The sequence below is a fragment of the Arthrobacter sp. Y3221087 genome, assembly GCF_059089905.1.
Map to the genome: position 1 here is coordinate 247,701 of NZ_JBNHFE010000003.1, position 12,295 is coordinate 259,995.

Consider the following 12,295-nt stretch of genomic DNA (forward strand, 5'->3'; position numbering starts at 1 on the left):
ATGGGAACGACTTAGGGTAGCCTTCCCTTCCTGAAAAGTGTGAATTTGATGTCGTTCCCGCCCCCAGATGACTCGGCCGCCCGGCGGGACCGTATGGTCTGCGGCCTGGGCCAAACGTAACTGTTTGCCATCCAAGGCCGCCGCCCTACTCCCGCAGCAGCAGTGGGCGCTCTAGACTCAAGCCAACTGTGCGCAGCAGAGCGGCTGCCACACGACTGCCGGTCGCGGCAGGAGGGAGCTTGGCGGGTGAAACTGGGCATTCCGCGGGAACACCGCGAGGGCGAGCGGCGCGTGGCCGCGACGCCGGAATCGGTCAAGCAACTGGCAGGCATGGGCCTTGAGGTGCTCATAGAGTCGGGCGCCGGTGAAGCCGCCGGACATGCGGATGACGAGTACCGCCAGGCCGGAGCCGCCGTCGTGCCCCTGCTGGAAGCGAAGGAACTCGATGTCCTGGTCCACGTCCGGCCCCTTGACCCGCATACGGCCCTTTCCCTGAAGCCGGGGGCGGTCACCGTTGGCCTCGCCTCGCCGTCGTCCGAACTGGACACCGTGCAGGCGCTCGCGAACGGGCACATCACCTCCTTCGCGCTGGAACTGGTCCCCCGGATCTCCCGGGCGCAGTCAATGGACGCCCTCAGTTCCCAGGCCCTGGTGGCCGGCTACCGCTGCGTCCTGGAAGCGGCCATCCGGCTGCCGCACTTCTTTCCCCTCTACATGACGGCTGCCGGGACGGTGCCCCCCGCCAGGGTCCTGGTGCTCGGCGCCGGCGTGGCAGGGCTGCAGGCCATCGGCACCGCGAAGCGGCTGGGTGCCCGTGTCTTCGCGAACGATATCCGCCCCGCGTCCGCTGACGAGGTCGCATCCATGGGCGGCACCTTCATCCGGCTGGATCTCGAGACGGCGGAAGCGGCCGGCGGCTACGCCCGCCAGCTCAGCAGCGACGCCGGAACCCGGCAGCGGCAGCTGCTGGCACCCCACGTCGCCCAGTCGGACGTCCTCATTACGACGGCGGCCGTCCCCGGCAGGCCCGCCCCGCTGCTGGTGACCCGGGAAATGGTGCAGGGCATGCGGCCCGGCTCTGTCGTCGTCGACCTCGCTGCCGAATCGGGCGGCAACGTGGAGGGCGTGGTCGCCGGCGCGGATATCGCGGTCCCCACAGCCGACGGCGCCGGGCACGTGAGCCTGGTCGGGCTCAAGGATCCGGCCTCCGCCATGGCCTCGGATGCGTCCCGGCTTTATGCCAAGAACGTGGCAAACCTGCTGGCGCTCATGGTGCGGGACGGCACCGTTGCCCCGGACTTCGGCGACGAGGTGCTGGCGGGCGCATGCCTGACGCACGACGGCGGGGTGCGGCACCAGCCCACCGCCGAACTGTTGGCGCAGAGAATCCACGCACGGCAGGAAGGGGCACTCTGATGGACGGAATGAGCCTGCTGACCATCACGGTCCTGGCCGTGTTCGTTGGGTTCGAGGTGGTCTCCAAAGTTTCCAGCACCCTGCACACACCCCTGATGTCCGGAGCCAACGCCATCCACGGCATCATCCTGGTGGGCGCCATCATCGTCGCCGGCCAGGCCGGCGACCCATGGGTCCTGGCCATCGCGCTGCTGGCCGTCGTCCTGGCCACCGCCAACCTGGTGGGCGGCTTCGTGGTCACGGACCGGATGCTGCACATGTTCCACGCGAAGAAAGAGGTCACCCGGCCGGCGGCGAAAAAGGCAGGCAGCAAATGATCCTCCTCGATCCCGCCTGGACGGCACTGCTGTACCTCGTGGCTGCCGTGTTCTTTATCCTGGCGCTGCGCGGCCTCAGCTCCCCGCGGACCGCCCGCCGCGGCAACCTCATCGGGGCACTTGGTGCCCTGATCGGCGTGCTCACGGTGTTCCTGTCCGTGCGGCTGGACAACATCCCCTGGATCCTCGGCTCCATCGCGGTGGGCACCGTGGTGGCAGCCCCGGTGGCCCGGGGCGTGAAGATGACGCAAATGCCCCAGCTGGTAGCCATCTTCAACGGCGTGGGCGGCGGGGCTGCTGCCCTCGTGGCCCTCCTCGAACTGGCCCACACGGACGATCCCTGGGTACGCCTTGCCATCGTGTTCACGCTCCTGGTGGGCGCCGTCTCGTTCGCCGGGTCCGGCGTCACGTTTGCCAAGCTCCAGGAACTGATGACCACCCGTCCCGTGGTGTTTCCCGGGCTCCCCGTGGTGATGGCGGCGGTGCTGCTCGCCGCCGTGGCGTCCGCCGTCGCCGTCGTCCTTACCGGTTCCCCCGTCCTTGCGGTGCTGCTCCTTGTGCTGGGGCTGGCCGCCGGCGTCCTGCTGGTGCTGCCTGTGGGAGGGGCGGACGTTCCCATCGTGATCTCGCTGCTGAACGCGTTCACCGGCCTGGCCGTCGCCGCGTCCGGCGTAGTGCTCGGCAACGTCCTCCTGGTGGTGGCCGGCACCCTGGTGGGCGCCTCCGGTACCATCCTCACGCGCGCCATGGCCGCAGCGATGGGGCGCAGCGTTGCCGGCATCCTGTTCGGCGCCTTCCGGGGAGGGTCGACGGCGGGTTCCACAGCCTTGAGCGAACGTCCCGTCCGGTCCTCCAGCCCGGAGGATGTGGCGGTGCTGCTCGGATACGCGCAGCGGGTGATCATTGTCCCCGGCTACGGCCTGGCGGTGGCGCAGGGGCAGCATACGGCGGCGGAGCTGGCTGACGCCCTGGAAGCGCGGGGCATCGACGTCGATTTCGCCATCCATCCGGTGGCGGGCCGGATGCCGGGGCATATGAACGTGCTGCTGGCCGAGGCCAACGTGCCATATGAATCGCTCAAGGAAATGGGCGAGATCAACCCCGAATTCAAGACGGCCGACGTGGCCCTGGTGGTGGGCGCCAACGACGTTGTGAACCCGGCAGCCAAGACCTCCTCCGGCTCGCCGATCTACGGCATGCCCATCCTGGAGGTGGCCGAGGCGCGGCAGGTGGTGTTCCTCAAGCGCTCCATGCGCCCGGGCTTCGCGGGAATCGAGAACGAGCTGCTGTACCAGCCGCAGACGTCCCTGTTGTTCGGTGACGCGAAGGACTCTTTGGCGCAGGTGCTGGGAGCAGTGAAAGCGTTGTAGCCTCCGCGCGTTGCCGCCACCTGCTCCGAACCCTGCCCCCGGCAGGCTACCCTTCTTTCAGAAGTAGCCTTTCAAAATTGCCACCGAAGGACGCCATGACTGCCACCCGACCCCTCACCCCCCAGCGCGCAGCCATCATCATCAATCCGGCCAAAACGGTGGACATCGATGTCAAGGAGCTTGCAGCCCGTCACGCCGCTGAAAACGGGTGGGGTGAGACGCTGTGGTTCGAGACCACCAAGGAGGATCCCGGCGTCGGCCAGGCGAAGGAAGCCCTGGCCCAGGGAGCCGACATCGTGATTGCCGGCGGCGGTGACGGCACCGTACGGTGCGTGGCCGAAGTCCTCTCCGGCGGCGAGGTGCCGATGGGCCTGCTGCCGCTGGGCACGGGCAATCTGCTGGCACGGAACCTGGGCATGGACATCACGGACTTTGACGGTGCCATGGCCGGCGCCCTCGCAGGAACCGAGCGGAAGATCGACGTGGTCCGTGCCCGCCGGAGCGATCCTGACATGGAACAGCTGTTCCTGGTGATGGCGGGCGTTGGCTACGACGCCACCATCATGGCGGACACGGACGAGGAGCTGAAGCACAAGGTGGGCTGGCTGGCCTACGTGGACGCCGGCATCCGCAACCTGCCAGGCAAGCCGGTCAGGGCTACCGTTGTCATCGACGGCAAGCGGGCCGTGCACCGCGGGGTCCGCAGCGTCATGGTGGGTAACTGCGGCAAGGTCCAGGGCGGCCTGGAGATCTTCCCGGAGGCGAAGATGGATGACGGGCTGCTGGATGTGGCCGTCCTGGCCCCCCACCATGGGCGGCTGGGCTGGCTCTCGGTGCTCGCCGGAATGATCGTCAAGGGCCGGAACAAGGATACTTCCGTGGAGTATTTCCAGGGTAAATCCGTGGAAATCATCCTGGAGCACAAGGACGATTACCAGCTCGACGGCGACCATGAGGGCCAGGGCAAGCACGTCCTGATGACCTTGGATCCGGGGGCCCTGACCCTGCGGATGTAGGTGTTGCTACCCCAGCAACCTGCCCCACCGCGGCTCCAGCAGCGGTGCGTTTGCGAGCTGCAGGGCATGCCACAGCGTCACCGCCACCGAATCCAGCACGGCAACGCCGGTGCTTTCCTCGATTTCGGCCGTGATGTTGGCACCGTAGAGGTTGGTGCACAGGTAGATGAGCGCGTCAGGGGCAGCAGCTGCCAGTTCCCGCGAACCGGGCCGCATTTCATCGTCGGTGACCCGGGCAAATGACTCGTTGTCGCTTAGGCCCAGGGCACGGTGGTCAACTGTCTTGATCCCTTCCCGTTCGTAGGAAGCGATGATTTGGCGGTTGACGTCCTCAGTGTACGGGGTGAACAGCGCCATCCGTTCTGTGCCGAAAGTGCGAAAGGCCTCAAGGTAGGCCAGGGTGGATGTGGTGGCGGGGATGCCGGTGGCGTCGGTAATTTCTGCCACGAGTTCACGGTCGTGTGCAGAACCGAGCCAGGAGCCGGAGGTGCCGTTCCAGGCAATAACGTCCACGTCCGCCGTCGCAAGAAGCCTGGCCGCCTCGCGCATGACGGTCGCATCGAACTGCCGGTCGGAAGAATCGTCCAAGGCGATCCTGGTGACCGGAATACGGGTGAAATGGACCGTGACGTCGGTGCGGTTACCGAGGATCCGGTAGGTCTGCGGCTCCAGGCAGGTGTTGGAGGACGGCACGATCATGCCGATCCTGCGGGCCCGTGTTGTCGCTGGCATATTGGGTGCTCCTAGATGGCTGCGGCGTGGGTAACGCCGGCGGGGGAGGTGGACTGGTGCTGGCGGAAGCCGTTGCGGGCAAGGAAGCGGCCGGCGGCGCCGGGGTCGTGGAATCCCTCCCCGTCCAGCACCACCCGGCCGCGGGAAACAACGACGGCGGGCCAGCCGGCCAGCACATCCCCGTGGAAGGGCGAAAAGTCGGTTCCCATGTGCAGGTTTGCGCCGTCAACGGTGCGCTCCTCGGCGGGGTCGAAGATGACGAGGTCGGCGTCGAACCCTTCGGCGATGCGGCCTTTTCCGGGCACTGCGTTAATCCGCGCCGGGCCGGCGGAGAAGGCCTCCACGAAGGCCTCCACGCTGGCGCCCTCGGCTGTCATTGCCGTGAAGGTGACGGGCATCCTGGTCTCCACGCCGGGCAGGCCATGCGGCATGGCACGGACGTCGTCAGTCCGTTCGCGCTTCTGGGAAAGGTCGTAGCAGGAGTGGTCCGAGGACATGGTGTGGATGGCACCGGTCGCCAGCCGTTCCCTGAGCGCGGCCACTGTCCGGGCGCTGCGCATGGGAGGGCAGCAAGCGAACCACTCCGGAAAGGCTGAGCCGTAAACCGAATCGTCCAGGGTGACGTAATGCGGGCAGGTCTCTGAGAAGGCCTCCAATCCACGGGCGCGCGCATCGGAAACCAGGTCCACCGCCCCGGGTGTGGACTGGTGGACGAAGTACACGGGGGCGCCCGTATATTCGGCCATGGCCAGGGTCTCCTTGACGGAGGTTTCTTCGGCCAGCTCGGGCCGGGTCCGGTGCAGGTGCCCGATGCCGATCCGGCCGTCCTGCGCGTGCTGTTCCGTGCAGTCAGCGATGATGGGGTCGTGCTCGGCATGGATGTAGGTAAGGCCGTCCAGCCGGACCATCTCACGCATGACCTTGAGGATGGTGTCCCCGTCGGCCATGGTGGTGCCACGGTTGGTGGTATACATCTTCACCGACCGCACCCCTTCGGCGGCGAGCTGCTCCAGCTGCCACGGCACCGTTTCGTCCCAGTTGATCACGGCACCGTGAAGGGCGACGTCGCACCGGGATTCGATGGCCAGCTCCTTCTTGTTCAGGACGGCGGCGAGCGGTGTTTCCTGGGCGTCCCGTGGAATTCCGAAATCGATGATGGTAGTGGTGCCGCCCCACAGGGCTGCGGTGGATGTGGTGCGGTAGTCGTCCAGGGTGCGGAAGCGGCCTGTCACCTGGGCAACATGGCAGTGGCCGTCCACGCCGCCGGGTATCATCAGCCTGCCGGCGGCGTCGATGGTACGTGCGGCGGCAGGCGCCGGCCCGGCGGCGTCGGCGAGTTCGGCGACCAGGCCGTCCCGGACCACGATATGGGCGGCCCTGCGCCCATCGCTGTTGACCACGGTGGCATTGGCAATGACAAGGTCTGGTTGGCGGGACATCGGTGTCCTCCTTCGGGGAAAGCTGCTGGTTCAGGCGGTGGGCAGCGCGGGGACTGCGCTGTCCTGGGCTGCGGTGAGGGCTGCGTCGAGGTCCGGGCTGAGGCCGGCGCGGAACTTGGCGGGCGGCGGAGCGAAGGCGCCTGCACGGTGCGGGCCGGACTGGAGTCCCGCCACCGCTTCCGCCATCCGGATTCCGGCGGAGATCCCGTCCACCACGGGAACAGGGATCTGTCCCTTCAGTTCGCGGGCGAGCCCGGCGAGCGGGGCTCCTGCCAGGATGACGACGTCGGCGCCGTCCTCCGCCACGGTCTGGCGGCTCAGTGCCAGCAGGGTTTCCTTGAAGTCCTGCTGGACGGAGCTGATGGCCTTAAGGGATTCGTTGATCGAACGGATGGAGGCCAGCCGTCCGGCAAGGCCGAACCGGTCCACGCAGTCCTGGTACCAAGGCCTGATCCGGTCCGAGATGGCGATGATGGAAAAGCGGTGGCCTTGCAGTGCGGCGGCGCAGAGTGCAGCTTCGGTAATGCCGATGACGGGCACGCCGGCCAGTTCCTTCAGCGCCGGCATCCCGGGGTCGCCGAAGGCCGCAACCACCACTGCATCCACGGCTTCAGCGCCGGGGAGGGTATGCGTGGCAATGATTTCAGCCACGGCGCCGGCTGCCACAAGGGATTCAAAGCGGGTCTCGATGTACTCCATGCCGTAGCGGGCCGTGCGGACCACCAGCTCGGTCCCGGGCGCGGCGGAGCGCAGTGCCTCGGATTCGATCAGGGCTGTGACATCGTCGCTGATGTTGGGGTTGATGACCAGGAGTCGCATTATCTCTTCCGGTGAAGTTGGGGTTCGGTTTTTTGGAAGTCCTCCGGGAATTGCTCCCGGTACTTGCCGATGTGGGACGCAGACTGTGCCGCGGCCCGGTCGGGATCGCCGCTGGCAATCGCGGCATACAGTTCGCGGTGTTCCCTGATCAGCTCCGGCAGGTCGCTCACATGGCGGAACAGCCAGTGCATCCGGCCCTGCAGGGGCTCCAGTGCCGACTTGAGGAAGTTGTTGTCGGCGATGCCTGTGATGGCATCGTGGAATTCGCTGTTGGCACGGTGCGCTTCCATCACGGCGCCCTTGGCCAGGAAATCGTCTGCGCTGTCCAGCAGCCCCTTCAGGTACGCAAGGTCTTCTGCGGTGGCCCTCACCGCGGCGAGCCGGCAGGCCAGGACTTCCAGGGACTGGCGGACATCGAAGAGGTCCTCCACATCCTTGGGGCTCAGGGTGCTGACTTCTGCTCCCCGGGCGCCCCGGTCGCTGATCAGCCCCTCCTGGCGGAGCATGCGGAGTGCTTCGCGGACCGGAAGCCTGGAGACGGAGAATTCAGCCGCGAGGTCGCGTTCCACCAGCCGCGTGCCGGGAGGGTAGTGTCCTTCGAAAATCCGGGTGCGGAGCGTGTCCCGGACGGCCTCGCGCAGCGGGCGTTCTTTGTCCTGGGTTTCTTCTGCGGTCAGCATGGTGCTCCAATCGGATTCTTGGTGGACACGGCTCCCGGCAGCGGGAACGCGGATCAGGTGTTGCTTGGATGGCTAGCTTAGACAGGAAGCCGCTTGTTGTAGTTCAGCGTCAGCACGGAGGCGCCCATGACAATCGCCGAGCCCACGAAGTAGAGCAGCGCCCAGGTGTAGGAGCCCGTTGCACCCACAATCAGTCCCACGGCGATGGGAGTGACGAAGCCGGAGATATTGCCGCTGAAGTTCATCGCCCCGCCCAGGACACCCGCATTCGTGCGGCCGCCCAGGATGGAGGGGATGCTCCAGAACAGGCCCACCCAGCGCAGGAAGAACATGACAAGCGAGAGCAGTGCGACGGCGGTGGCGGGGTCCGCGACCAGCGTGACGCCAACCAGGCCGCCGATGACCACGGCGCTGGAGATGCCCAGCAGGGTGCGCATGACGCGGTTGGCCGACGCGCCGGAGGCCCGCCACTTGTCGGCGATGGTGCCGCCGATGATCTCGCCCACGAAACCTGCTCCGAAGATCACGAAGGTGGACCAGCCGATGGTCTTCAAATCGAAGCCCTTTGCCTGTGCCAGGTATAGGGGTCCCCAGGTCAGCAGGCCGTAGAACACGCCGTTGAACCCCAGCCATCCCAAGCACATGGCCCAGAAGGAACGGAATTTGAGGTAGGGGAGCAATGCGCGCTTGCCCTGGCTGCCATCCAGTTTTGCCTCGGCATCCTCTTCGGCGTGGGAGGCCTCGATGTAGGCAGCCTCGGCCTCGTTGACCCCACGGTGCTCCCGGGGATTGTCGCGGACGTACCACCAGACGGCCACGCCCATGAGTACCGTGGCGGCGCCGGCGATGACGAACGCCCAGCGCCAGCTGCCGGTGGCCGCGATGAGCCCGGCGATGATGATGCCGCCGAGCCCGGCACCCAGGGGAGCGCCGGCGTCGAGGATGGTGGCACCGCGGCCGCGTTCGGATTTGTGCATCCAGATGGCGTTGAGTTTTCCGCCGGCGGGCATCACGCCCGCCTCGGTGACGCCGATGCCCATCCGGGCGATGAACATGCTGAGGAAACCACCTGCCATGCCGGATGCGGCAGTGGCCGCACCCCAGCCGACGCATGAGGCGGTCATGACCTTGCGGGGTCCGAACTTGTCGATCAGCCAGCCAACCGGAATCTGCATCAGGGCGTAGGTCCAGAAGAAGGCGGAGAGCAGGAGGCCCACCAGTTCAGGAGCGAGATTGAACTCCTTTTGGATGATGGGGAGGGCAACCGAGATGGAGCCCCGGTCAATGTAGTTGACGGCAACGAGGACCAGCAGCAGGAGGAAGAGCTTCCAGCGGACGGAGGTGCGCCGTTGCACGCCGTCCTTGCGGGTCTCGCCCGGGGTCTGGTCTGGGGAAGTATCGCCGGCGGACGCCGCCGTTGTCTCGGTGTTTGGAATGGACACAGCTTCTCCTTCACGGGGAAGTATACGGATGGGGAAAGTGCGGGATGGGCGGGCCGGCTCTGAGATGGCGGGTTCCGCGGAATCAGGGGCAACGCGTCGGCCGGCGATCCGGAGCGCCGGCTGTTCAGTTTTGGGATCCCGCTTTGGGATCCCAAGGACAACGGTAGGAGTGACCCGCACCACTGTCAAGGATTTTCCCGAAGTCCCCTCCGGAAACTGCTGCAAACGGATTGTGACCGCCGCGGACCCGCCTGACCCTGCGATATGGATCCCCAGTTAACAGCGCCAACTGTCGTTTTTGACGGCCCAAAACGACAGCTGGCGCCACCTGATTGGGCCAGGGAGCCGGGCAGGCAGTGCTATTCCGGTGGCGCGGGCGACCGGTATGCCAGGATTTCGGCGAGTTCTGCGAGCCGGTGGGCCCGGGCGGACTCTGCCGGTGTGAACGGTTCGCCGGGCCGGGCGAAGGTGATGGGGCCGTGCCATGCGGTGGGGATCTTGAGCCGGGTGCCGGCGTCGTTCGCGGCGGGGGCCGCAGCCTCTTCGGCCGGGGTGAGGATCCGGGCCCGAAGCAGTTCCGCCACGGCAAGCGGCAGTTCCTCAGGTGCATCCGCGATCCGCGCAGCAAGGCTCAGCGCGCGGGTCTGTCCGTCAGCCATCGCCAGGCTGGTGGTGGGCCACACCTGCGGGGCGGAGCCGCCGGCGTCCGCTAATGCATCCAGAAGCTCGCGCTCGCCGATGCCGCCGGGTGCCCCAAGGACAAACTCGTCCAGGACGCCGCCGGGCACCGGATGCACGTGGATGCTCAGGATGTTGGTACCTTTCCGGGCTAGCGCCCTGGTGACACGCTGCAGCGAGCCGGGCTCATCGCGCAGGATGGTGCGCGCCCGCCACAGCGCGGGTGCGGTGCCCAGCTTCCTGCGCAGCCGCAGGGCGGGCGCGTGCAGCCAGCCGCGCAGGATCCTGCTGGCCGAGGGTTCCGCCACCCAGATGACCAGGACAGTGGCGGTGACCGCCAAGGCCAGCACTTTTGCCAGGTATGGAAGCTCGGTGCCCACCACCAGGGCATGCACCAGGAGTTCGATCGGGAGCATCACGGCCACGTTCGCCAAGGTCAGCCGCGCCTTAGTCGGCTCGGGCATCAGGCCGCAGACTTCACAGCTCAGTTCGGCCGCAGGGGAGTTCCGTGCACTGGGCTTCATGGCATAAGCATCACGGGCCGCTGTTTCAGTCGCATTGCCTCCTCGTTCCATTCAAGGGAACGCGCCGGATGGTTTCCGGTGCGTGCCCCTTAGGATTTAGCAGGAACGTCAGCGCGGCCGCCCGTAAGAAACCTCCTCCCGGAAACCGCAGGAAAGGCGCCACTGTCCACGTGAAGATGCTCGCTGAAATGTTCAGCATTGCCCCTGGCAACAAGGACCACCACCCTGCCCTGAGGTGCGCTGTGGGAGTCTTCGTTCCATTGCTCACCCTGGTGCTCCTGGGACGGCTGGACCTGGCGATCTTCGCTTCCTTCGGCGCCTTCACCGGGATCTACGGCCGGGGCGAACCCCATGGCGTCCGCTTCGCGCTGCAACTGCGGGCCGGCCTGCTCATGCTGCTGGTGATCCTCCTCGCCTCGCTGGCCGCGAGGATGCAGGCGGCGTGGGGGCTGGACACCGCAACCACCACCTGGCTCCTGGTGCTAGCCACCACCGTCGTGGCCGGCGCCTGCTCGATGGCCATCTCCTGGTTCCGGCTGCGGCCTGCCGGCTCCCTGTTCCACATCTTCGCCTTCGCCGCCATCGCATCCATCCCCAACCAGCCCCCGCTCTGGCAGGGGATGCTGGTGTCGGTCCTCACCACGGCGCTGTGCCTGCTGATCGGGATCTCCGCGAGGATTCTGCCCTGCCACCGCACCCCCTGGACCCGCCCCCGGCCCATCCGCCGGACCACCGACGAAAAGCGAGCGGCCTGGCTGGAGGGCCTCGGCTACCTGGTGGCTGCCGGACTCGCCGGAGCGCTCGCCACCTGGGCCGGGGAACGGCTGGGATTCGGCCACAATTACTGGGCCATGGTGGCCGCTGTGGTTCCCCTGGTGGGGCACACCACCCGCCACCGTATCCGCCGCGGCATCCAAAGGATCATCGGCACCATGCTGGGCCTGGTGATCCTTGCCGGCGTCGTGCTCCTGGAGCTGCAGCCGTGGCAGACGGTGCTGGTCATGGCACTCTGCCAGTTCGGTGCGGAGATGTTCATCATCCGCCAGTATCTGCTGGCCCAGGTCTTCGTGACACCGCTTGCCCTGATCTCCACGCTTCTGGTGGTCCCGTCCTCGCCGGCCATCCTGCTCCGCGACCGCATCATTGAAACGGTGATTGGAGCCGCCGTCGGCATTGCCGTGGTGCTGGCCCCGGTTGCCTGGCGCCGGTTCCGGGAACGGACGACGGCGGGCTGACCGCTGCCCGGTACGCTGGGTGCCGGACCATTGGCGTACTTCGCGGAGGCCTACACGGGGTGGCCGGGCGCACGCTAGCCGATCAGGCGCCCTATGGCGGCCGCAACGGCGGCCGCGTCCGGCTGGTCGTCGCGCCGTACGGTCAGCAGGTGGAGCAGGAGGCCGTCGCCATAGTCCGCCACATCCCGTGCCCGGGACGGTGCGTCCGGGACGCCCATCGCCACCAGCATCTGTTCCAATCCGCCCACCAGAAGCCGATGCCCGGCCGTCACGGCCTCGGGGTGGTCCAGGGAAAGGGCCATTCGGGCGCGGGTCAGCCCGGTGTGCTGCCTGGCCAGGCCCAGTACCATCGCGGCGAGTTGTCCGGCCAGTTCGGCGATGTTCGACGGCGGGCCGGCCGGGCCGACGTTCCGCAGGAGTTCGGCATCCAGTTGCAGCAGGCGGTCGAGGACTGCATCAACCAGGGCTGCGCGGTTGCGGTAGTAGTTTGACGTTGTCCCTTCCGTCAGTCCTGCTGCGGCATCCACTGCCCGGTGGGTGAGGCCCTTCATCCCCTTGTCCGCTACCACGGCCAGTGCGGCATCGAGCAGTTGGGTGCGGCGGTCCGGCATGAAGCCAGTCTAGTGA

General features: G+C 67.1%; 12 protein-coding genes. 5 read left to right on the forward strand and 7 right to left on the reverse strand.

Features of this window, described 5'->3' with window-relative positions; all coding sequences use genetic code 11:
- Positions 1-246 precede the first annotated feature (246 nt).
- The 4 genes from AC5RUO_RS12985 to AC5RUO_RS13000 all read left to right on the forward strand — a co-directional run bounded on the left by AC5RUO_RS12985 (position 247) and on the right by AC5RUO_RS13000 (position 4,119).
- On the forward strand, positions 247-1,416 hold the full coding sequence (locus tag AC5RUO_RS12985; RefSeq protein ID WP_494011490.1) for a Re/Si-specific NAD(P)(+) transhydrogenase subunit alpha: 1,170 nt from the start codon (positions 247-249) through the stop codon (positions 1,414-1,416).
- On the forward strand, positions 1,416-1,733 hold the full coding sequence (locus tag AC5RUO_RS12990; RefSeq protein WP_494011491.1) for an NAD(P) transhydrogenase subunit alpha part 2: 318 nt from the start codon (positions 1,416-1,418) through the stop codon (positions 1,731-1,733). Before AC5RUO_RS12985 ends, AC5RUO_RS12990 begins: the two co-directional genes overlap by 1 nt.
- Positions 1,730-3,103 carry an NAD(P)(+) transhydrogenase (Re/Si-specific) subunit beta gene (locus AC5RUO_RS12995; protein WP_494103738.1) on the forward strand — a complete coding sequence of 458 codons (1,374 nt, stop codon included), beginning with the start codon at positions 1,730-1,732 and terminating at the stop codon, positions 3,101-3,103. The genes AC5RUO_RS12990 and AC5RUO_RS12995 overlap by 4 nt, the downstream gene beginning before the upstream one ends.
- A gap of 95 nt (positions 3,104-3,198) precedes the next feature.
- On the forward strand, positions 3,199-4,119 hold the full coding sequence (locus AC5RUO_RS13000; RefSeq protein WP_494011493.1) for a diacylglycerol/lipid kinase family protein: 921 nt from the start codon (positions 3,199-3,201) through the stop codon (positions 4,117-4,119).
- 6 nt (positions 4,120-4,125) lie between these two features.
- Here the strand turns inward: AC5RUO_RS13000 and AC5RUO_RS13005 are convergent, their stop codons facing one another.
- The 6 genes from AC5RUO_RS13005 to AC5RUO_RS13030 all read right to left on the reverse strand — a co-directional run bounded on the left by AC5RUO_RS13005 (position 4,126) and on the right by AC5RUO_RS13030 (position 10,433).
- A complete protein-coding gene (locus AC5RUO_RS13005; RefSeq protein ID WP_494011494.1) occupies positions 4,126-4,851 on the reverse strand; it encodes a maleate cis-trans isomerase family protein in 726 nt (241 codons plus the stop codon).
- 11 nt (positions 4,852-4,862) lie between these two features.
- Positions 4,863-6,290 carry an amidohydrolase family protein gene (locus tag AC5RUO_RS13010; protein ID WP_494103739.1) on the reverse strand — a complete coding sequence of 476 codons (1,428 nt, stop codon included), beginning with the start codon at positions 6,288-6,290 and terminating at the stop codon, positions 4,863-4,865.
- 30 nt (positions 6,291-6,320) lie between these two features.
- Complete coding sequence (locus AC5RUO_RS13015; protein ID WP_494103740.1) at positions 6,321-7,109, reverse strand: aspartate/glutamate racemase family protein; 789 nt, start codon at positions 7,107-7,109, stop codon at positions 6,321-6,323.
- Positions 7,109-7,789, reverse strand: coding sequence for a GntR family transcriptional regulator (locus tag AC5RUO_RS13020; protein WP_494011497.1), 681 nt, complete (start codon positions 7,787-7,789; stop codon positions 7,109-7,111). Before AC5RUO_RS13020 ends, AC5RUO_RS13015 begins: the two co-directional genes overlap by 1 nt.
- A gap of 77 nt (positions 7,790-7,866) precedes the next feature.
- Complete coding sequence (locus AC5RUO_RS13025) at positions 7,867-9,231, reverse strand: MFS transporter (protein WP_494103741.1); 1,365 nt, start codon at positions 9,229-9,231, stop codon at positions 7,867-7,869.
- 359 nt (positions 9,232-9,590) lie between these two features.
- Positions 9,591-10,433 (reverse strand): ACT domain-containing protein, encoded by an 843-nt coding sequence (locus AC5RUO_RS13030; RefSeq protein ID WP_494103742.1) that lies wholly within the window; start codon positions 10,431-10,433, stop codon positions 9,591-9,593.
- A gap of 170 nt (positions 10,434-10,603) precedes the next feature.
- Here AC5RUO_RS13030 and AC5RUO_RS13035 point away from each other — a divergent pair, with 170 nt between their 5' ends.
- Positions 10,604-11,668, forward strand: a complete 1,065-nt coding sequence (locus AC5RUO_RS13035; RefSeq protein ID WP_494103743.1) for an FUSC family protein — start codon at positions 10,604-10,606, stop codon at positions 11,666-11,668.
- Positions 11,669-11,742: 74 nt separating this feature from the next.
- On the opposite strand, the gene AC5RUO_RS13040 is transcribed toward AC5RUO_RS13035, so the two are convergent.
- A complete protein-coding gene (locus tag AC5RUO_RS13040) occupies positions 11,743-12,279 on the reverse strand; it encodes a TetR/AcrR family transcriptional regulator (protein ID WP_494103744.1) in 537 nt (178 codons plus the stop codon).
- Positions 12,280-12,295: the final 16 nt, after the last annotated feature.

Coding starts and splice junctions, on each gene's coding strand:
- AC5RUO_RS12990 (WP_494011491.1), top strand. CDS start 1,416: ATGGACGGAATGAGCCTGCTGACCATCACGGTCCTGGCCGTGTTCGTT.
- AC5RUO_RS12995 (WP_494103738.1), top strand. CDS start 1,730: ATGATCCTCCTCGATCCCGCCTGGACGGCACTGCTGTACCTCGTGGCT.
- AC5RUO_RS13000 (WP_494011493.1), top strand. CDS start 3,199: ATGACTGCCACCCGACCCCTCACCCCCCAGCGCGCAGCCATCATCATC.
- AC5RUO_RS13005 (WP_494011494.1), bottom strand. CDS start 4,851: ATGCCAGCGACAACACGGGCCCGCAGGATCGGCATGATCGTGCCGTCC.
- AC5RUO_RS13010 (WP_494103739.1), bottom strand. CDS start 6,290: ATGTCCCGCCAACCAGACCTTGTCATTGCCAATGCCACCGTGGTCAAC.
- AC5RUO_RS13015 (WP_494103740.1), bottom strand. CDS start 7,109: ATGCGACTCCTGGTCATCAACCCCAACATCAGCGACGATGTCACAGCC.
- AC5RUO_RS13020 (WP_494011497.1), bottom strand. CDS start 7,789: ATGCTGACCGCAGAAGAAACCCAGGACAAAGAACGCCCGCTGCGCGAG.
- AC5RUO_RS13030 (WP_494103742.1), bottom strand. CDS start 10,433: ATGAAGCCCAGTGCACGGAACTCCCCTGCGGCCGAACTGAGCTGTGAA.
- AC5RUO_RS13040 (WP_494103744.1), bottom strand. CDS start 12,279: ATGCCGGACCGCCGCACCCAACTGCTCGATGCCGCACTGGCCGTGGTA.